Genomic DNA, 19,499 nt, shown 5'->3' on the forward strand with positions numbered 1-19,499 from the left:
GTGCACCCCACGTCTGAGCGCGTAGCGCGAGGACGGATGTATGACTGCTGCACCTGTCCGGTGTACTGCGAGTTGCCGCAGTGGGTCCGCGAGCCAAGCCCGGTTCCGCCGTGAGGGCGACACTTACTCTCCAGCGCCAATCCGTTTTTATGCGAGTGAGGGTTGGTTAGCTTTGGCGGTGGGAAGCTGCTTTCTTTGCTTACTTTCTTTGCAGCAGCAAAGAAAGTGAGTCCCGCCCCGGACAGGGGCAGAGCAAATAGACCGCTAAGAAAGCAAGTTCCATCGAAGCGCAGCAACATCAAACGGCGTACACAAACCCCCGAGCGAAGTGCAAACGCAGCCTCACTCCACGACAATGGTCCCCATCATCTGCGGATGCATCGAACAAAAATAGTGGTAAGTCCCCGGTTTGGCGAAGACGAACGAGTACGACTGATCCGTATCCATCGGGTCCGACTTGAACGATCTCGGCGTAGCCGCATCGACGGTCGTATGGATCATGTCATCGCGATTGACCCAAGTTACCTTAGTCCCCGCCGACACGCGCAATGTCGGTGGATTGAAAGCGAAGTTATCGATGTGAATCGTCGCATCGGCGGCCCGAGCGGGCGCACTGCTGAACAGCACGAGCGCCGTGAAAACCGCAAGCAAAGTCGCACGTTTCATCATGATCACGCTCCCAGCGTTGTATCGACGATCGCCAGCTCGCCACGGCCGGGCACATAATTGACCGACCGCAGCCCGAGCATCGAACGCAGCTTGTCTGCAGGCACTTTCATCGGCCCAGGCCCTGCCGCCGTGCCCGGCGCGGGCTGCGGAAACGCCGTCGACAACGCCGAATAGAAGCTCAAGTTGCCTTCTACTTTCTGCGCCACCTGATGTACGTGGCCATTGAGAACCGTCACCGACCCGAAGCGCTTCAGATAAACCAGCGCTCGTGCGCTGTCATCCGTGCCCCAACCCCATTGCGGATACAGCGACCACAGCGGAATGTGCGCAAACACGACGATCGGCGTGCTGCTCGACTTTCCTTCGAGATCGCGCCTGAGCCATTCGAGTTGCTCGTCGCCGAGAAAGCCGAGGCCGCCGCCCTTCAGGTCGATCACGTTCACGAGACCGACGAAATGCACGCCGCCCTGGTCGAAGCTGTACCACTTCGTGCCGCCGTTCTGCTTCGAAAAGCGCTCGAAATACGGATCGCCATTGTCGACGAGCACGTCGTGTTCGCCCGGCACGTAGTGCACGTCGAGACCGGCGCCGTCGATGATCTTCGCGGCCGTATCGAATTCGGCCGGTTTCGACAAGTGCGTGATGTCACCGGTGTGGATCATGAACGCGGGCCGCTGCGGCATCGCGCGGACGCGGCCGATGGCGTCGGCGAGCGTGCTCGTCGGCTCCGTGTTCGGGTCCTTTGCGAAGCCGATGTGGCTGTCGCTGATCTGCACGAAGCTAAATGCGCGGCTGTCGGCGGTCGCGGCCTCGGCGCCGCCGATGAGCCGCGAGCCCGGAATGCCGCCGCTCAACGTCCACACGACGCCCGCGCCCGCCCACGCCATGCACGTGAGCGCCGTGCGGCGGCGCTGGCCGTGCGCGCTGAGTTCTTCGTCCGCGCCTGGGACGCGGGGTGTATCGTCGGTCATGTCTGTTCTCCTCGAAGCGGGCTGCAACAATGAAATGTGGGGCTCGTGCACGCAGCATCGGCACGAGGGAGCCGTCTCGAGCGAGACGTGCGGCATCCGTCCATCGAACCATCGGCGGGACGCGCTTATTCCGGATTTATTTTTTGCATCGGCGATGAAAATCGGGAATAAAGCAGGCGCGGCAGCAGTATTTATCGATGAGAACGCGCGGCACGCTACGCGTCGCGCCGTCCGATGAACATGCTTGGCGACCGGAGAGCCGCGCGATGTGGCATCAGAAATCCGCGCAGGAGAAGGACGCGAAGCCGGCGCGCTTCGAAGCGGCGTTGCTGCCGCATATCGACGCCGCGTACAACCTCGCACGCTGGCTGACCGGCAGTCCAAGCGATGCCGACGATGTCGTGCAGGAAGCGTTTCTGCGCGCGTTCCGCTTCTTCGATGGCTTCGAAGGAGAGGAAGCGGCGAACGCGCGCGCGTGGCTGCTGCGTATCGTGCGCAATACGTGGTACACGGAATGGCGCCGTCGTATGCACAAGGCGGACAGCGTCTCCTACGACGACGAGTTGCACGCCGACGACCCGCTGCCTGGCTGGATCGACGACTCGGGGAACGATCCGGAGACGCTCGCTGTCAGGCGCGACGAGATCCATCTGATTCATCACGCGCTGGAGGCGCTGCCGGTAGCGTATCGGGAGGTGCTCGTGCTGCGCGAACTGGAGGACATGAGTTATCGCGACGTCGCGGCGGTCATCGGCGTGCCGATCGGCACGGTGATGTCGCGGCTTTCGCGTGCACGGCCCTTGCTTGCCGCGGCAGTGCGCGCGGCGCAGGGTGCGGCAGGAGAACGGCCGGGTGTCAGGCTCGTAAAAAAACCATCGGCGGGATCGGCCGAATCGGGGGAATCGCGCAATGGACAATGACAACGACATCGCGTCGCTCGGTACGAGACTGCGCGACGGCTCGCTCTACGAGCGGGCACCGGACCACCTGCGCGCGCAAGTGCTCACGCGCATCTGGAATGAGGCGCCGCCCGCGCTCCCGGCCCGCGCGCGCTCGCGCTGGACGTGGCCCGCCTGGAGCATGCCGTGGCAGTTCGCCGGCGGCGGGCTGGCGGGTGGTGCGCTCTGCGCGCTTATCTTCACCGCCGTGCTCACGTTCCAGCGCCCGGCACCCACGGACCCCATCGCGCAGGAGATCGTGTCGAGCCACGTCCGCGCGCTGCTTTCGACGCGCACGATCGACGTCGAATCGAGCGACAAGCACACGGTGAAGCCGTGGTTCAACGGACGCATCGACTACGCGCCGCCCGTGGTCGATCCGGCGACGCCGGGATTCGCGCTCGTCGGGGGACGGCTCGACTACGTGGGGCATCGGCCGGTCGCGGTGCTGGTGTACCACTACCTGAAGCATCCGATCGACGTCTACGTGTTCCCGGACAACAGCCGTGCGCCGAACGCCCCGTCGAAGCCGACCACCGCCGTCACGCAATCCGACGACGGTTACGGCCTTGCGAACTGGCACAGCAACGGCATGAGCTACTGGGCGGTGAGCGACGCGTCCACTTCGGTGCTGCACCAATTCGCGCAGGCGCTCCAGGCGGACGAGGCGCGTTGAGGGCGCCCAGGCTCCATCGGCATAGCGATTGCTGCACAAGCTGTGCCGCAGCGAACCCGGATGGCGTCGCGGCACGCCCGAAGGCCAGCGGCTGGCGGACGTCGACGAAACGTGCATCCGTCCCGAACGACTGAATGGAGCGCCGCATGGACAATACGTCGAAGGACGAAGAAATTCGCAGGAAAGCGTACGAACTTTGGGAAGAGGCCGGGAGCCCGGAAGGACGCTCCGAAGAGTTCTGGGAACAGGCGCGTGCGGCAGTGGGCGACGATGCGGAACCCGTGTCGTCGGATCAAAGCGATACCGGACCCGCCGGCGAGGTCCTGACGAAGACGTGACACGCATCGCGCGGACGCCGCGCATCGCATCGCCTGAGACGCGCACCCCGCAGTGCACGAAGAAGCGCCTTCGCTCGAATGAATCCGATCAAGCAAAAGCGGCGACTCCCGGTGGACTCGCCGCTTTTCCAATGTGCGTCAGCGCTCCCTACACTCGGGTAACTCCGAATATTGTCTGATTCTTACAATTTCTACACTCGGACACCGATAAGTATTGAACAAACGTTCGGATTAAAAAAGCGACAGGCAGCGAGTGATGCGACCGCATTACGCTGTAATCGATTCATGCGACGGAGACTGAAAACATGGGTATCAAACTGAAGCTCATCGCGGGTGCGCTCGCGTTCGGCATGTTCGCCTCGGCCTTTGCTGCCGACCCGATCAAGATCGGCGTCGACGGCCCGTTCACCGGCGGTTCTTCGTCGATGGGCGTGAGCATGCGCGACGGCGTGCGTCTCGCGACCGCCGAAATCAACAAGGCGGGCGGCGTGCTCGGCCGGCAGATCGTGCTCGTCGAACGCGACGATGAAGCGAAGAACGAACGCGGCGTGCAGATCGCGCAGGAGCTGATCAACAAGGAGAAGGTCGTCGCGGTGGTCGGCTACATCAACACGGGTGTCGCGCTCGCGTCGCAGCGCTTCTTCCAGGAAGCGAAGGTGCCGGTCTTCAACAACGTCGCGACGGGCACCGTCATCACGCGTCAATTCGACGACCAGCCCGACAACTACGTCTTCCGCAATTCCGCCGCCGACCGCATCCAGGCGCCGATGATCGTCGAAGAAGCCGTCACGAAGCGCGGCTTCAAGAAGGTTGCGATCCTCGCCGATTCGACCAACTACGGCCAGCTCGGCCGCGAGGATCTGGAAAAGGCGCTGTCGGCGAAGGGCGTGAAGCCGGTGGCCGTCGAGAAGTTCAACATCAAGGACGTCGACATGACGGCCCAGTTGCTGAAGGCGAAGGAAGCGGGCGCCGAAGCCGTGCTGACCTACGGCATCGGACCGGAACTCGCGCAGATCGCGAACGGCATGGCGAAGCTCGGCTGGAAGGTGCCGCTCGTCGGCAGCTGGACGCTCTCGATGGCGAACTACATCGACAACGCCGGCGCGAACGGCGAAGGCGCGCGCATGCCGCAGACCTTCATCCAGGAAGAAAATACGCCCAAGCGCAAGGCGTTCATCGAAGCCTATCTGAAAGAGTTCAAGCCGAAGAACAACCGCATCGATTCGCCGGTGTCGGCGGCACAAGGCTATGACTCCATCTACCTGCTCGCAGCGGCGATCACGCAGGCCAACTCGACCGAAGGGCCGAAGATCCGCGCGGCGCTCGAGAGCCTGAACACGAAAGTGGAAGGCGTCGTGATGGTCTACGACAAGCCGTTCACGAAGGGCGATCACGATGCGATCAGCCCGAACGTGCCGGTCGTCGGCGAAGTGAAGGGCGGCCGCGTGGTCTACGCGTACGACACGGACAAGAAGGGCGGCAGCACGCTGCGCGCCAAGCAGTCGACCGCCTCCAACTAAGGCGTTCTTCGTGCATGTTGGAGCCGCGCCCGCCTGATGGCGGGGGCGGCTTTGCTTTGTTGTCTGACCGTTCGAACCGTAGGCGACTCGACGATGGCCATCCTTCTACAGCTTGTGTATAGCGGCATCGCGCTCGGCATGATCTACGCCGTGATCGCGTTCGGCTATCAACTCACCTTCGCCACTTCCGGCACGCTCAACTTCGGCCAGGGCGATGCGCTGATGCTCGGCGCGCTCGTCGGCCTCACGCTCGTCACGATGGGCGTGAACTACTGGCTCATGATTCCGCTCGTGTGCCTCTTCGGTCTCGCGCAGGGCGCGTTCGTCGAACGCATCGGCGTGCGGCCCGCGATCAAGATCAAATCCGAATTCGGCTGGATCATGTCGACGATCGCGCTCGGCATCATCTTCAAGAACGTCGCGGAAAACGTCTGGGGCCGCGACGACCTGCGCTTTCCTTCGCCGCTGCCCGAGGCGCCGATCAAGGTGTTCGGCGCGAATGTGCTGCCGATGGAACTGCTCGTCGTGGGCGGCGCGCTCGTGATGATGCTTGCCGTCGAGTTCTTCAATCGCAAGACGATCTTCGGCAAGGCCGTGGTCGCGACCGCGAACGATCGCGATGCGGCTTCGCTGATGGGCATCAATACCGGCCTCGTGATCACGTTTTCGTATGCGCTTTCATCGTTGACGGCCGCGTTCGCGGGCGTGCTGATCGCGCCGCTCACGCTGACCGGCGCAACGATGGGCGCGGTGCTCGGCCTCAAGGCGTTCGCGGTGGCGATCATCGGCGGGTTGTCGAGCGGGATGGGGATCATCGTGGGCGGGATGATCCTCGGCATCGCGGAGACGACGACCGGGTTCTATATTTCGACCGGCTACAAGGACGTACCGGGACTCGTGCTGCTGTTGATCGTGCTGGCGATGAAGCCTGCCGGTCTCTTCGGCAAGACTGCCATCAAGAAAGTCTGAGGCTACCGTGAAAACAGGCAAAATCGTCGCGACTGCCGTCGGGCTCGCCGCACTCGCGGTATTCCCGGTGCTTTCGGGCAATCCGTATTACATCCATCTCGTCGAGACCATCATGATCTACGCGATCCTGCTGTTCGGTCTCGATATCGTCGTGGGATACACGGGGCAGGTGTCGCTCGGACACGCGGGGCTGTTCGGCGTCGGCGCGTACACGGCGGGTGTGCTCTTCATCAAGCTCGGCATGCCGTTCTACGTAACCGTGCCGCTGTCGATCGTGGTGACGTCGGCCTTCGGCGCGATCCTCGCGTTGCCCGCGCTGCGTGTCTCGGGACCGTACCTCGCGATGGTGACGCTCGCGTTCGGGACGATCATCCAGATCCTAATCAACGAGATGGACTTCCTGACCAACGGACCGATGGGCCTCAAGATTCCGAAGCCCACGCTCGCGGGTCACGCGCTGAACGAAGTCGAGTACTACTGGCTCGTCGCGGCGCTGCTCGTGGTGTCGCTCGTGGTGGTGCATCGCGTGCTGAAGTCGCATCTCGGACGCGCGTTCGAGGCGTTGCGCGACAGCCCGATCGCATCGGACTGCATGGGCGTGTCGGTCTACAAGTACAAGGTCTACGCGTTTGTGATCAGCGCGGGCTTCGCGGGTCTTGCCGGCTGCCTCTATTCGTATTCGGAGCAGTACATCTCGCCGAATACGTACAACTTCGAACTGACGATCCTGTTCCTGCTCGCGATCATCATGGGCGGGCGCAAGACGCGCACGGGCGCCGTGCTCGGCTCGACGATCATCGTGCTCCTGCCGAAACTGCTCGATGACATCGCGCTGTTCCGCATGGTCTCGACCGCGCTCGCGGCAGTGGTCGTGATCGGCGCGGTGGTTGCGCTCGCGCGCCGCATCAGCACGCCGCAGAAGGTGGCGATACCGGTGATCGGCACTGCGGGTCTCGCGATCTTCTCGTACTGGATCGACGCGCTGACCGACTGGCGCCTGACCATCTTCGGGTTGATGATCCTGCTGGTCGTGTACTACCTGCAGGACGGTATCGTCGGATTCGTGCGCAAGATTCTGAGCCTCGGTCGCGTGCGCGTGACGAAGATCGATCCCGCCGATCTGAAGAACGCGCAAGCCGATGCGTTGCTCAAGGTGCGTCCCGAAGGAGCGGAGACGATTCTCGATCTGCGCAACATCCTGATGCAGTTCAGCGGCCTGAAGGCGCTCAACGACGTAAATCTGACAGTGCGGCGCGGCACGATTCACGGCCTGATCGGACCGAACGGTTCGGGCAAGAGCACGATGATGAACGTGCTGACCGGCATCTACGTGCCGACCGCGGGTTCGATCGAATACGACGGCCATTCGATTGCAGGGCGCACGTCGGCGAACATCGCGCTTTCGGGTATCGCGCGGACGTTCCAGAACGTGCAACTCTTCGGCGAGATGACGGCGCTGGAGAACGTGCTGGTCGGATTGCATCACACGTTCAAGTCGAATTTCGCCGACGTTGGTTTGATGAGCGGGCGCTATCGGCGTGAAGAGCGGCTCGCGCGCGAACGTGCGTTCAATCTGCTGCGCTTCGTCGGCCTGGAAGACGTGGCGACCGAGGAAGCGCGCAACTTGCCTTACGGCAGGCAGCGGCTGCTGGAAATTGCACGGGCGTTGGCGCTCGATCCGCAACTGCTGTTGCTCGACGAACCCGCTGCCGGCCTCACCGCGCCGGATATTCGCGAGCTCGTCGCGATCATTCGCAAGGTTCGCGATCACGGGATCACGCTCGTGCTGATCGAGCATCACATGGACGTGGTGATGAGCGTCTGCGATACGGTGTCGGTGCTCGACTTCGGGCAGAAGATCGCGGAAGGCAAGCCTGCGGAGATTCAGGCGAATGACAAGGTCATCGAGGCTTATTTGGGCGGGCAGGCGGCGGAGGTCGTTTAAGGCCAGCGACCTCAGCGCTCAACCACCTAACACGGACCCAAATAAAAAATGCTATCGATCAGAAACCTGCACGCCGGCTACGGCAAAGTTAAAGTGCTGCACGGCATATCGATGGACGTGCCGAAGGCGAAAGTGGTCACGCTGATCGGCTCGAACGGCGCCGGCAAGACCACGACGATGCGTGCCATCTCCGGGATGATCAAGGCGACCGAAGGCGAGATCACGATGGGCGTCGGCAGCGATGCGAAGCGCATCGACGCGATGGACTCGCACAAGATCGCGCGCCTGGGTCTTGCGCATTCACCTGAGGGCCGGCGCGTCTTCGCGACGATGTCGGTGACCGACAACCTGATCCTCGGCGCCTTCCCGCGCCTGACCTGGGCGCGTCCGAAGGGCGACGTGTCGGCAGACCTCGAACGCGCGATCGAACTCTTCCCGCGCCTGAAGGAGCGTCGCCATCAACTCGCGGGCACGCTCTCGGGCGGCGAGCAGCAGATGCTCGCGATGGCGCGCGCGATCATGCTCAACCCTGACCTCGTGCTGCTCGACGAACCGTCGATGGGCCTGGCGCCGATTCTCGTCGAGGAAGTGTTCCGCATCATCGCGCGGCTGAAGGAAGAAGGCGTGACGATGCTGCTCGTCGAGCAGTTCGCGGCCGCCGCGCTCAACGTCGCGGATTACGGCTACGTGCTGGAGAACGGACGGATCGCGACGCACGGCCCGGCGGAACAGCTGCGCAACGACCCTTCGGTGAAGGCGGCTTATCTGGGGACGAGTCACTAATTCGGCAGACGCTTAAAGCGCCATCTTGAGAAAGGCCCGATGCGATTTGCACAGAATGTACCATCTGGTACACAATGGCGTGCCGGCATGCAAATGACTGGCGTGCCATTGCTGGCAGGCGCACTATGACGTTTGCCGCGGCCGGCACGAGCCGCAGGCAATCGTAAGCCTGATCCAGGAACTCGTTAGAAAAGGAGCGCTGCGATGATCAGCGGAAAGACGACGCTAATCGCCCATCTGGGATTCCCGACCGAGGCGTTCAAGGCGCCGATGATTTACAACCCCTGGTTCGACAAGAAAGGTATCGACGCGGTCGTCATGCCGATGGGCGTCAAGCCCGAGGACTACGCGGCGTTCCTGCCGCTGCTGTTCCGCCTGAGCAACATCCGCGGCGCGCTCGTCACGATGCCGCACAAGGTCACGACCGTCGGCCTCGTCGATGAAGTCACGCCTACCGCGCGCATCGCGGGCGCTTGTAATGCGATCCTTAAGCGCGAAGACGGCAAGCTCGTCGGCGACCAGTTCGACGGCGCGGGCTTCGTGCGCGGCGTCGAGCGCAAGGGCCGCGCGCTGAAGGGCGCGCGCGCGCTCGTGCTCGGCAGCGGCGGCGTGGGCTCGGCGATTGCTGCATCGCTCGCGGCGGCGGGCGTCGGCGAGATGGCGCTCTTCGATACGAACACCCCGTCGGTCGAGGCCCTCGCGGGCCGCCTGCGCGAGCACTATTCTCAGCTCGTCGTGACGACGGGGTCGAAAGACCCGGCGGGCTTCGATCTGATCGTCAACGCGACGCCGCTCGGCATGAACGAAGGCGATCCGTTGCCATTCGACATCGACCGCATTGCGCCGAGCACGTTCGTTGGGGAAGTGGTGATGAAGTCGGAGTACACGCCGTTGTTGCGCGCTGCGAAGGACAAGGGATGCGGCGTGCAAGTGGGCACGGACATGCTCTACGAGATGATCCCGGCGTACCTGGAGTTTTTCGGCTTCGGCACGGCAACGGCCGATGAACTGCGTGCCGTATCGCAGATCAAGTACGCGTAAACCCATAGAGCGCGGTGCAGGAGCACACCGCGCCCTACCGTTCCCTATACTGATACCCAAAGCAAACGCAGCAGCGCTCATCCTCTGACGAATAAACCGGCGCGCGGAAAAGCGTAAATCTGGGAGGCATCATGGGATTGATTGCATCCGGCGCGCCGGCAGGCGGCAAGGCGGGCGAGCCCGCTCCGCATCATCCAGCCCTCCTGGGCCTTTCTCTGGCGGCGCTCGGCATCGTCTACGGCGACATCGGCACGAGCCCGCTGTACACGCTCAAAACCGTCTTCGATTCCGAGAACGGCTTACCGCTCGAACCCCTGAACGTGATCGGCATCGTTTCGCTGATCTTCTGGTCGCTGACGGTGGTCGTCTCGCTCAAGTACGTCACGCTCATCCTGCGCGCAAACAATCACGGCGAGGGCGGCATCATGGCGCTGCTCGCGCTCGCGGCATCGTCGGTAGCGAACAAGCCGCGGCTGCGTCATCTGCTGCTTGCCATCGGCGTGATGGGCGCGGCGCTGTTTTACGGCGACGGCGTGATCACGCCCGCGATCTCAGTGCTGAGCGCGGTCGAAGGGCTCGAAGTCGCCACGCCCTTGCTCAAGCCCTACGTCATTCCGATCACGCTCGTCGCGCTGATCGCGCTCTTCGTGATGCAAAAGCGCGGCACCGCTGGCATCGGCGCGGTATTCGGGCCGGTGATGGTGGTGTGGTTCGTCGTGTTGGCCATTTCGGGCTTGATCAACATCTTCGATGCACCGCGCATTCTCGAAGCGCTCGATCCGCTCGCGGGCCTTGCGTTCTGCCTGCATCACCGCTGGCTCGCGTTCGTCGCGCTCGGCGCGGTCGTGCTGTCGCTTACAGGGGCCGAGGCGCTCTATGCCGACATGGGTCACTTCGGCGCGCGGCCGATTCGCCTGATGTGGTTCGCCGTCGTCTTTCCCGCGCTCGCGCTCAACTATCTCGGACAGGGCGCGCTGCTGCTCGCCGATCCGTCCGCGCTGCAAAACCCGTTCTACCGCTTGTTTCCGGGGTGGATGCTCTATCCGATGGTCGGCCTCTCGACGGTCGCGACCGTGATCGCTTCGCAGGCCGTGATCTCCGGCACGTATTCGATGACCAAGCAGGCGATGCAACTCGGCTTCCTGCCGCGCATGAACGTGGTGTACACGTCGGCGAAGGAGATCGGGCAGATCTACGTGCCCGGCATCAACTGGACGCTTCTGATCGCGGTGGTGGCCGCGGTGCTTGCGTTTGGTTCGTCGACGGCGCTCGGCTCCGCTTACGGCATCGCGGTCACCGGCACGATGCTGATCACGACCGTGCTCACCTTCTTCGTGATCCGCTACGCGTGGCACCTGAACTGGGGGCTGTGCGTATTCGCGACAGCCTTCTTCTTCGTGATCGACGCGACGTTCTTCTCCGCGAACCTGCTGAAGATCGGGCAGGGCGGCTGGTTCCCGCTCGCGATCGGCCTGGTCATGTTCACGATCATGGCGACCTGGGGACGCGGCTGGGAGATGATGCTCGCCGAAGCGCGCCTGCGCGCCGGCACGACGCCGCTCAGGCCGTTCCTCGCGACGCTACTGGCGCGCCCGCCAGTGCGCGTGGAAGGCACGGCGATCTTCATGAACGCCGATCCGCACGGCGTGCCGCATTCACTGCTGAACAACCTCGTGCATAACCGCGTGTTGCACGAGACGGTTGTGTTTCTCACGGTATCGAGCCGCGAGGTTCCATGGGTGCCTGCCAACGAGCGTGTCGCCGTGCAGGCACTCGGCCAGGGCTGCTATCAGGTGACGGTGCATTACGGCTTCAAGGACGAAGTCGATCTCCCCGCCGCGCTCGAAGCCTGCGCGTCGTCGGGGCTCACGTTCGATCGAACACAGATATCGTGGTTCCTGAGCCGTGCAACCGTCGTGCCGGTGCCGGGCAAGGGCATGGCGCTCTGGCGTGAGCGCCTTTTCGCGGTGATGCTGCACAATGTGGGGAACGTCGCCGCTTATCTGAAACTGCCCGCCGATCGCGTGATCGAACTGGGCGCGCGCGTCGAGATCTGAGCTGGGCGGGTGCTGTATATGGAACACTGAAAAGCACGGAGGTTCGCCTCATACGTGCGTAACGGAGACATCATGAGCGAAGGGTCCCGGCCTCACTTTCCCGCCACGGCACGCACGGTCGAGCGCGGCAAGATCGTCACGGCGCGCGAGGCGGTAAGGCTGATCCGTTCGGGTAATACCCTCGCGACGAGTGGCTTCGTCGGCATCGGCTTTGCGGAGGCCGTAGCGATCGCGCTCGAAGAACGCTTCCTCGAAGGCGACGTCCCCGGCGGCGAAGCCCTGCGGGACCTGACGCTCGTCTATGCGGCGGGCCAGGGCGACGGCAAGACGAAAGGGCTTAATCACCTCGCGCACGAAGGCCTCGTGCGCCGCGTGATCGGCGGACATTGGGGCCTCGTGCCGGGGCTGCAGCGGCTCGCTATCGAAAACCGCATCGAAGCGTACAACCTGCCGCAAGGCGTGATCTCGCAGCTCTTTCGCGATATCGCCGCGCATCGTCCGGGGCATCTCTCGACGGTCGGGCTCGGCACGTTCGTCGATCCGCGCAACGGCGGCGGCAAGCTCAACGCGAGCACGAAAGGCGATCTCGTCACGCTGATGAACATCGACGGCGCCGAGTATCTGTTCTACAAAACCTTCCCGATCGATGTAGCGATCGTGCGCGGCACCACTGCCGACGTCAACGGCAACATCACGATGGAGAAGGAAGCGCTAACGCTCGAAGGGCTATCGATTGCGATGGCCGCGCGCAATTCGGGCGGCATCGTGATCGCGCAGGTCGAGCGGCTCGCCGAGTCGAACACGCTCAACTCGCGGCAGGTGAAGATTCCGGGCGTGATGGTCGATTGCGTCGTCGTGGCGCCGCATGAACATCACTGGCAGACCTTTGGCGAGCCGTACAGCGCGGCGTTTTCGAGCGAATTGCGCGTCGCCGCGAGTTCGGTGCCGCCGATGCCGCTCACCGAACGCAAAGTGATCGCGCGGCGCGCGGCCTTCGAACTGATGGCGAACAGCATCGTGAATCTCGGCATCGGCATGCCGGAGGGCATCGCGAGCGTCGCGAACGAAGAGCAGGTGATCGATCTCTTCACGATGACGACCGAGCCCGGCGTGATCGGCGGCATTCCGGCGGGCGGCCTGAACTTCGGCGCCGCGACCAACACGCAGGCGATCATCGATCAGCCCTACCAGTTCGATTTCTACGACGGCGGCGGCCTCGACATTGCGTTCTTGGGTCTCGCGCAGGCGGATCGCGACGGCAATCTCAACGTCAGCAAGTTCGGCCCCAAGCTCGCGGGCGCGGGCGGCTTCATCAACATCAGCCAGAGCGCGAAGAAGGTCGTGTTTGTCGGCACGTTCAACGCGGGCAAGCTCGATATCGCGATCGAGGGCGGGCGCCTCAAAATCGTGCGCGATGGCAACTGTCAGAAGTTCGTCGATGCTGTCGAGCATCGCACGTTCAGCGGCACGTATGCGGCCGAACGTGGGCAGCCGGTGCTCTACATCACCGAGCGTTGCGTGTTTTCATTGACGCCTGCGGGCCTCGAACTGATCGAAGTGGCGCCGGGCGCCGACGTGCAGCGTGACATCGTCGCGCAGATGGGCTTCGCGCCGATCATCAACGCACCGCCGCGCCTGATGGACGCGCGCATCTTCCAGAACGCGCCGATGGGCTTGCGCAATATCCTGCTGGGTTTGCGCCTCAGCGAGCGCTTCAGCTACGACGCCGAAAAGAACATGATCTTCATCAACTTCGAAGGCCATGAAGTGGCGACGCTCGAAGACGTCGAAGCGATCCGGCGCGAAGTCGTGGCAAAGGTCGGTGGCCTGACGGTCAAGCCGCACGCGATCGTGAACTACGACAACTTCTCCATACGCCCCGACATGCTGGACGCGTATTCGGAGATGGTGATGAAACTCGTGAACAACTGCTATGAAGGCGTCACGCGCTATACGACCAGCAGCTTCCTTCGCCTGAAACTCGGCGATGCATTGAAGAAGCGGGGCGTCGCCGCGTACATCTACGAGAGCCCGGAGGAAGCGCAGGAGCACGCGGCGAAGCCGTCCTCGCAGTGACGGCTTCGGGCTTGGTCTCTAACGCAAACGCCCTTCCGCCTTCGCGCGCTGCTTGCTGTGCCGGATGCCATAGCCGAAGTAGATCACGACTCCGATCGCCATCCATACGATGAGCCGGATCCATGTATCGCCGGGGAGGCCTGCCATCAGGAACACGGATGACAGCGCGCCGAGCGGCGCCACGATGAACACGGCCGGCGTTTTGAAAGCGCGCTTGAGTTCGGGCTGCGTGATGCGCAGCACCATCACGCCGATGCACACGACCGCGAACGCGAACAGCGTCCCGATGCTCACCAGTTCTCCGACGAGCCCGATCGGCAGAAGCCCCGCGAGCACCATGACGATGAGGCCCGTGATGATCGTCGTGATGTAAGGCGTGCGAAAGCGCGGGTGAATCTTCGATGCGAATGGCGGCAGCAAGCCGTCCTTCGACATCGAATAGAAAATGCGCGGCTGGCTCAATAACAGCACGAGTACCACCGACGTAAGCCCGAAGATCGCGCCGATCTTGACGATCGGTGAGAGCCACTTCATGCCGATCGCATCGACGCCGACGGCGATCGGGTCGGCTACGTTCAGCTTGTCGTAAGGCACGATGCCCGTAAGCACGTACGACACGAGTACGTAAAGCAGCGTGCAGATCGCAAGCGATCCGAGCAAACCGATCGGCATGTCGCGCCGCGGATTCTTCGTCTCTTGGGCGACCGTCGATACCGAATCGAAGCCGATGTATGCGAAGAACACGACGGCCGCGCCGCGCACCACGCCGCTCCAGCCAAACACACCGGATTCGCCCGTGTTAGGCGGTATGAACGCGCCGTGCGGATTGGTGCCCGTCACCCAGTTGCGGGTGTCGACGAACGTGAAGCCCGCCGCAATGAACGCGATCACGATCACCACCTTGATGATCACGATGACGCTGTTCACGCGCGCCGACTCGCGAATGCCGAAGACGAGCAGGATCGTGATCAGCCCGACGACCAGCATCGCCGGCACGTTGAGGAGCGCGCCCGAATGGCTCCAGCCGTGAGCGGGATCGAAGATGAAAGGCGCCTGCGCGAGCGCCGCCGGTATGTCGATGCCGAGCGAATGCAGAAAGCTCACCACATAGCCCGACCATCCGATCGCAACGGTCGTTGCGCCCACCGCGTATTCGAGGATCAGGTCCCAGCCGATGAGCCACGCGATGAACTCGCCCATCGTCGCATACGCATACGTGTACGCGCTGCCGGACACGGGTACGGTCGATGCCATCTCCGCATAGCACAATCCCGCGAGGCCGCAGACGATGCCGCCCAGCACGAACGAGATGGTGATTCCAGGGCCCGCATTGGTCGCGGCCGCGTGACCCGTGAGCACGAAGATCCCCGCGCCGATGATACAGCCGATGCCGAGCATCGTCAGGTCCAGCCCTGAAAGCGAGCGCTTCAGCGTATGCGTCCCATGCTCCTGCAACGCTTCGTCTGTTTCATCGGCTTCGGCCTGCAATGAATCGATGGACTTTCTTTGCATCATGGTCACAATGGGTTCTCCCTTCGATGGAGTCATCGGGACCAAATGCGCCCCAGTTCCGTGATAGCAGATTTCATCGGAGAATTCGAGGTCAAAACGGCAGCAAGACTTGCGCCCGGCGCGCACTATAATCTGTTTGTCAGTTTGATCAACCCGGCCCCGGCGCCCTGTCGCGTTCATGGCGAAGCTCCTGGAAGGCGCCGGTTCAATCACATTGTGGAGAATGAATATGACCATCCGTATCGGTGACGAAGCGCCCGATTTCACCGCAGAAACGACTCAAGGAACCATCCGCTTTCATGAGTGGATCGGTGACCAGTGGGCGATCCTGTTCTCGCATCCGAAGGATTTCACGCCTGTGTGTACGACCGAACTCGGCTACATGGCGCGGCTCAAGCCTGAGTTCGAAAAGCGCAATACGAAGGTCATCGGCCTGTCCATCGATCCCGTCGACAACCACGCGAAGTGGGCGAAGGACATCGAGGAAACGCAAGGCACGGCGGTGAACTATCCGATGATCGGCGACGCAGACCTCAACGTCGCGAAGCTCTATGACATGATCCATCCGAATGCGAGCGGCAGCGGTCCGCGCACCGCGGTCGACAACGCAACGATCCGCGCGGTGTTCATCGTCGGACCCGACAAGAAGATCAAGGCGACCTTCACGTATCCGATGAGCGCGGGCCGCAACTTCGACGAAGTGCTGCGCTTGCTCGACGCGCTGCAACTGAACGCGAAGCACGCGGTGGCGACGCCGGTGAACTGGAAGCCGGGCGAGGACGTGATCATCCCGACGTCGGTGTCGGACGAGGATGCCAAGAAGAAGTATCCGCAGGGCTTCAAGACGTTGAAGCCGTATCTGCGTACCGTCGAGCAGCCGAAGTAAATCGCGCTCGACAGATGAACGGCCGCTCCGAAAGAAGCGGCCGTTTTTTTCAGTGCGCCGAGACCGAACGATCTACAGGCGCCGCAGCGGCATCGACCGGATGCACGGCCTGCTTGATCAGCAGCGCGACGCACGCGACCACGCCCGCCACCGCGACCACCGTGAAGATGCCCGCGAACGAGAACTGACGGCGCGTGAGTTCGGCAACGAGAAACGATCCCGCGATCCCTCCGAAGCGCCCGATGCCGAGCATCCACGCGACGCCCGTTGCGCGCCCTTGCGTCGGATAGAACGCTGCCGCGAGCGCTGGCATCGACGATTGCGCCGTGTTCATCAGAATGCCTGCCGCGAACACGCTGACCATCAGCCAGCCGACGTTGCCGATCGATTGCCCGATCGCATACACGGTCACGGCCGTGAGTGCATAGCCGACTGCGATCACGCGGTTCGGGTTGAAGCGATCCATCAACATGCCGAACAGCACGGCGCCCACGCCGCCGAGCGGGAAGAGCGCGGAGATGAGCGTCGCGCGCTGCGGGGCGAGGCCGGCTTCCTTGAAGAGGATCGGCATCCAGTTGATCGAGGCGTAGAAGATCACGAGGCCCATGAAGTAAGCGAGCCACAACATGATCGAGCCGACCACGTATGAAGGCGAGAGCACGACGCTCAAGCCGCCTTTCGCATCGGTGCGCGGCGCCTGCTCGGTCATCACGAAGGCGGTCGCGCGCGAAGCCGTCGCGGAGATGCGCGAGAGCGCCGCGCGAACCTTCTCGACCGGCTGGTTCTTCGCGACCATATAGCGAACCGATTCAGGCAAGACCAGCAGAAGGAACACTGCGAGAATCAGCGGCGTCACACCGCCGAGCATGAGCACGCTGCGCCAGCCGAAGTGCGGAATCATCCACGCGGCGAGGAAGCCGCCGAAGGCCGCGCCCAGCGGAAAGCCGCAGAACATGAGGTTGGTCATCGTGGCGCGGCGGCCGTCGGGGCAGTACTCGCTCATCATCGTGACCGCGTTCGGCATGGCGGCGCCGAGGCCGAGACCCGTGACGAAGCGCAGCACCGTGAGCTGCGTGAGGTCGGCGGAAAACGCGGAGGCGAGGCACGCGATGCCGAAGATCGTCACCGAGACCATCAGCAGCACGCGACGTCCCAGGCGGTCGGAGAGGGGGCCTGCCGCAAGCGCGCCGAACGCGAGGCCGAAGAGCGCGGCGCTCAGAACGGGCGCGAGCGCGGGGCGGCTGATGTGCCACTCCGTCACGAGCGAAGGCGCGATGAAGCCGATCGCGGCGGTATCGAAGCCGTCGAGCAGAACGACCACGAAGCACATCACGAAGATGAGCCACTGAAACCCGGAGAACGGGTGCTCGTTCAGGAACGTCTGTATGTTGACGGTCGTGTCTTTATCCATTTTTATAACCCGTGGGTTTAGCCGTGATGTGGTCGGTCAAATCAGGCGATGCGTTTCGCTCCCCGGATTGTGCAGTGGCGCCCGCATGCGCGTCGATTGCCCGCAGCACAGGATTACCCTAATTGAAATGTCGCGAAGTCGCGCTGGACAGGCGCGGCTTCGCGCGCCATGAACTCAGGCTTTGCCCGTCTGCCGCTCGGTCGAGGTCGTCATCTCGCCGGGGCGGCGCAGCATCTTGTCGACTTCGCCCGCGTGCATTTCTTCGGTATGAATCATCTGCCGCGCGAATTCCTCGAGCGCTATGGAGCGGCCTTCCACGAGGGTGAGCAGGTCGCGATAGAGGCCGAGCGCGACGTTCTCCGACTGCAGTGATTCACGCAGGATCGACGCGATGTCGAACGTGTGCGAGTCGAGCAGCGGCCCGATCGCAAGCGACGGATACGCGCCGATCGTCGTGATCCATTCGCCGACCTGCTGTGCGTGCAGCAGCGATTCGTCGGCCTGCTCGCGCAGCCACGACACGATCGGAATGCGACCGAAGCCGAAGACGAGAAACGAGTAGTGCGTGTATCGGACGACGCCAGCCAGTTCGGATTCGAGAATCTGGTTCAGCACCGCGACGACTTTTTCCTTGTCGATCTCTGCCATTTGCTGCCTCCGTTCGTATATCCGTGGCGGATGCCATCGCGCGGTCCGCCGCTGGTTCGGCTGCCGTTGCTACCTGACAGGGCATCAGGACATTGTAGGCGTGCGGCAGGCGACGTGAGGTGCGCAATATATGCGCCACGTAGGAAACGGAACGACGAAAGCCCGCCGTATGCGAAATACGGCGGGCGTGCAGCGAAGCTGCTTTTACGCGGCTTCCATCAGACGTTCTGCGGCATTGGCGAGCAATAGCGTCATGGCGGCTCTGGCACCTTCGGCATCGCTCGCCTCGATCGCACGCACCACCTTCGCGAAGTGCGCGAGATGCACTTCGCATGCGAGCGCGTGCGGGTGAATGGCCGGCCGCGCCCGCATGCCCATGCGCACGACGCTGCTCATCTGTTTGAGCAACTCGTCGCCGCTCGCATCGGCGATCGCGGAAAGCAGTGCGTCTTCCGCCGCGCAGGAATCCGCGCTGTTCGCGCTCGCATGCGCCAGGTTCTGATAGGCGATGGCGATCGCGATCCTTTGCTGGCGTCCCGCACGCATCGCCGCAAGCGACGCCGCACGCGGATCGACAAGCGCCCGGAACTCCATCAGCCCGCGCAGATACTCGGGGTCGGCTGTCGCGCGCAGGCGCCACTCCGCGACCTCGTGATCGATGATCAGCCATTCCTTCGACGGCTTGATGCGCGTGCCGGTTTTCGGCCGGACGTCGAGCATCCGGCGCGAAATGAGGATGCTCAGCGCCTCGCGCATGATGGTCCGGCTGACGCCGTACTTCTTCGACAGGATCACCTGCGGCGGCAAAAGGTTTTCCGCGTATTCGCCATTGACGATGCCTGTGACTAGCTGATTCACCACACGCTTCACGAGCGATGCTTCGTATCCATGGTTCATGTTCTTCTTCTCATAGAGTCATCCCCGCGCGCCGCTCGTTCGCCACTTCCCCCGAAGTGGCTGTGGTGCCTGAACGCCGGCGCGAAATTTTTCTGCCGCCACATGCTGCGGTATTCCACTGGCGAGCGCCGTTCTCCTCCGAACAGACGGAGGACGTCGCGC

Annotated in this window: 17 protein-coding genes; 11 read left to right on the forward strand and 6 right to left on the reverse strand. The window is 63.0% G+C overall.

The window, feature by feature from the left end:
* Positions 1–342: 342 nt before the first annotated feature.
* Together AWB67_RS25435 and AWB67_RS25440 are read right to left on the reverse strand one after the other, a co-directional pair.
* Entirely contained in the window at positions 343–669 is a 327-nt protein-coding gene (locus tag AWB67_RS25435) for a plastocyanin/azurin family copper-binding protein (RefSeq protein WP_087659021.1), read from the reverse strand.
* A gap of 2 nt (positions 670–671) precedes the next feature.
* Positions 672–1,640 (reverse strand): metallophosphoesterase family protein, encoded by a 969-nt coding sequence (locus tag AWB67_RS25440; RefSeq protein ID WP_087658983.1) that lies wholly within the window; start codon positions 1,638–1,640, stop codon positions 672–674.
* 266 nt (positions 1,641–1,906) lie between these two features.
* Between AWB67_RS25440 and AWB67_RS25445 the strand changes: the two genes are divergently transcribed.
* The 10 genes from AWB67_RS25445 (at position 1,907) to AWB67_RS25490 (ending at position 13,983) form a co-directional block, all read left to right on the forward strand.
* A complete protein-coding gene (locus AWB67_RS25445) occupies positions 1,907–2,560 on the forward strand; it encodes an RNA polymerase sigma factor (protein WP_087658984.1) in 654 nt (217 codons plus the stop codon).
* The gene (locus tag AWB67_RS25450; RefSeq protein ID WP_087658985.1) at positions 2,550–3,254 is read left to right on the forward strand and encodes an anti-sigma factor family protein; all 705 of its coding nucleotides are present in this window, start codon (positions 2,550–2,552) and stop codon (positions 3,252–3,254) included. Before AWB67_RS25445 ends, AWB67_RS25450 begins: the two co-directional genes overlap by 11 nt.
* A gap of 146 nt (positions 3,255–3,400) precedes the next feature.
* Complete coding sequence (locus AWB67_RS25455) at positions 3,401–3,592, forward strand: DUF2934 domain-containing protein (protein WP_200822302.1); 192 nt, start codon at positions 3,401–3,403, stop codon at positions 3,590–3,592.
* Between the two features lie 305 nt (positions 3,593–3,897).
* Positions 3,898–5,112 carry an ABC transporter substrate-binding protein gene (locus AWB67_RS25460; protein WP_087658987.1) on the forward strand — a complete coding sequence of 405 codons (1,215 nt, stop codon included), beginning with the start codon at positions 3,898–3,900 and terminating at the stop codon, positions 5,110–5,112.
* A gap of 93 nt (positions 5,113–5,205) precedes the next feature.
* Complete coding sequence (locus tag AWB67_RS25465; RefSeq protein ID WP_087658988.1) at positions 5,206–6,081, forward strand: branched-chain amino acid ABC transporter permease; 876 nt, start codon at positions 5,206–5,208, stop codon at positions 6,079–6,081.
* A gap of 7 nt (positions 6,082–6,088) precedes the next feature.
* Positions 6,089–8,026: a branched-chain amino acid ABC transporter ATP-binding protein/permease gene (locus AWB67_RS25470; RefSeq protein WP_087658989.1), complete on the forward strand. Its 1,938-nt coding sequence runs from the start codon at positions 6,089–6,091 to the stop codon at positions 8,024–8,026.
* A 48-nt stretch (positions 8,027–8,074) separates the two neighbouring features.
* Complete coding sequence (locus tag AWB67_RS25475) at positions 8,075–8,809, forward strand: ABC transporter ATP-binding protein (protein WP_087658990.1); 735 nt, start codon at positions 8,075–8,077, stop codon at positions 8,807–8,809.
* Positions 8,810–9,013: 204 nt separating this feature from the next.
* Positions 9,014–9,850, forward strand: a complete 837-nt coding sequence (locus tag AWB67_RS25480) for a shikimate dehydrogenase family protein (protein WP_087658991.1) — start codon at positions 9,014–9,016, stop codon at positions 9,848–9,850.
* A gap of 131 nt (positions 9,851–9,981) precedes the next feature.
* Complete coding sequence (locus tag AWB67_RS25485) at positions 9,982–11,907, forward strand: potassium transporter Kup (RefSeq protein ID WP_087658992.1); 1,926 nt, start codon at positions 9,982–9,984, stop codon at positions 11,905–11,907.
* A 72-nt stretch (positions 11,908–11,979) separates the two neighbouring features.
* Complete coding sequence (locus tag AWB67_RS25490; RefSeq protein ID WP_087658993.1) at positions 11,980–13,983, forward strand: acyl CoA:acetate/3-ketoacid CoA transferase; 2,004 nt, start codon at positions 11,980–11,982, stop codon at positions 13,981–13,983.
* Between the two features lie 18 nt (positions 13,984–14,001).
* Here AWB67_RS25490 and AWB67_RS25495 read toward each other — a convergent pair whose 3' ends face one another.
* On the reverse strand, positions 14,002–15,495 hold the full coding sequence (locus AWB67_RS25495; protein WP_087659022.1) for an amino acid permease: 1,494 nt from the start codon (positions 15,493–15,495) through the stop codon (positions 14,002–14,004).
* 229 nt (positions 15,496–15,724) lie between these two features.
* Here AWB67_RS25495 and AWB67_RS25500 point away from each other — a divergent pair, with 229 nt between their 5' ends.
* Positions 15,725–16,381 (forward strand): peroxiredoxin, encoded by a 657-nt coding sequence (locus AWB67_RS25500; RefSeq protein ID WP_087658994.1) that lies wholly within the window; start codon positions 15,725–15,727, stop codon positions 16,379–16,381.
* A 49-nt stretch (positions 16,382–16,430) separates the two neighbouring features.
* On the opposite strand, the gene AWB67_RS25505 is transcribed toward AWB67_RS25500, so the two are convergent.
* The 3 genes from AWB67_RS25505 to AWB67_RS25515 all read right to left on the reverse strand — a co-directional run bounded on the left by AWB67_RS25505 (position 16,431) and on the right by AWB67_RS25515 (position 19,337).
* Positions 16,431–17,792 (reverse strand): MFS transporter, encoded by a 1,362-nt coding sequence (locus tag AWB67_RS25505; RefSeq protein ID WP_087658995.1) that lies wholly within the window; start codon positions 17,790–17,792, stop codon positions 16,431–16,433.
* A gap of 174 nt (positions 17,793–17,966) precedes the next feature.
* The gene (locus AWB67_RS25510) at positions 17,967–18,440 is read right to left on the reverse strand and encodes a ferritin-like domain-containing protein (RefSeq protein WP_087658996.1); all 474 of its coding nucleotides are present in this window, start codon (positions 18,438–18,440) and stop codon (positions 17,967–17,969) included.
* 204 nt (positions 18,441–18,644) lie between these two features.
* Positions 18,645–19,337 (reverse strand): FadR/GntR family transcriptional regulator, encoded by a 693-nt coding sequence (locus AWB67_RS25515; protein ID WP_087658997.1) that lies wholly within the window; start codon positions 19,335–19,337, stop codon positions 18,645–18,647.
* Between the last annotated feature and the right edge of the window lie 162 nt (positions 19,338–19,499).

The sequence above is a fragment of the Caballeronia terrestris genome, assembly GCF_001544515.1.
GTDB lineage: Bacteria > Pseudomonadota > Gammaproteobacteria > Burkholderiales > Burkholderiaceae > Caballeronia > Caballeronia terrestris.

Coding starts and splice junctions, on each gene's coding strand:
- AWB67_RS25435 (WP_087659021.1), bottom strand. CDS start 669: ATGATGAAACGTGCGACTTTGCTTGCGGTTTTCACGGCGCTCGTGCTG.
- AWB67_RS25440 (WP_087658983.1), bottom strand. CDS start 1,640: ATGACCGACGATACACCCCGCGTCCCAGGCGCGGACGAAGAACTCAGC.
- AWB67_RS25445 (WP_087658984.1), top strand. CDS start 1,907: ATGTGGCATCAGAAATCCGCGCAGGAGAAGGACGCGAAGCCGGCGCGC.
- AWB67_RS25450 (WP_087658985.1), top strand. CDS start 2,550: ATGGACAATGACAACGACATCGCGTCGCTCGGTACGAGACTGCGCGAC.
- AWB67_RS25455 (WP_200822302.1), top strand. CDS start 3,401: ATGGACAATACGTCGAAGGACGAAGAAATTCGCAGGAAAGCGTACGAA.
- AWB67_RS25460 (WP_087658987.1), top strand. CDS start 3,898: ATGGGTATCAAACTGAAGCTCATCGCGGGTGCGCTCGCGTTCGGCATG.
- AWB67_RS25465 (WP_087658988.1), top strand. CDS start 5,206: ATGGCCATCCTTCTACAGCTTGTGTATAGCGGCATCGCGCTCGGCATG.
- AWB67_RS25475 (WP_087658990.1), top strand. CDS start 8,075: ATGCTATCGATCAGAAACCTGCACGCCGGCTACGGCAAAGTTAAAGTG.
- AWB67_RS25480 (WP_087658991.1), top strand. CDS start 9,014: ATGATCAGCGGAAAGACGACGCTAATCGCCCATCTGGGATTCCCGACC.
- AWB67_RS25485 (WP_087658992.1), top strand. CDS start 9,982: ATGGGATTGATTGCATCCGGCGCGCCGGCAGGCGGCAAGGCGGGCGAG.
- AWB67_RS25490 (WP_087658993.1), top strand. CDS start 11,980: ATGAGCGAAGGGTCCCGGCCTCACTTTCCCGCCACGGCACGCACGGTC.
- AWB67_RS25495 (WP_087659022.1), bottom strand. CDS start 15,495: ATGCAAAGAAAGTCCATCGATTCATTGCAGGCCGAAGCCGATGAAACA.
- AWB67_RS25500 (WP_087658994.1), top strand. CDS start 15,725: ATGACCATCCGTATCGGTGACGAAGCGCCCGATTTCACCGCAGAAACG.
- AWB67_RS25505 (WP_087658995.1), bottom strand. CDS start 17,792: ATGGATAAAGACACGACCGTCAACATACAGACGTTCCTGAACGAGCAC.
- AWB67_RS25510 (WP_087658996.1), bottom strand. CDS start 18,440: ATGGCAGAGATCGACAAGGAAAAAGTCGTCGCGGTGCTGAACCAGATT.
- AWB67_RS25515 (WP_087658997.1), bottom strand. CDS start 19,337: ATGAACCATGGATACGAAGCATCGCTCGTGAAGCGTGTGGTGAATCAG.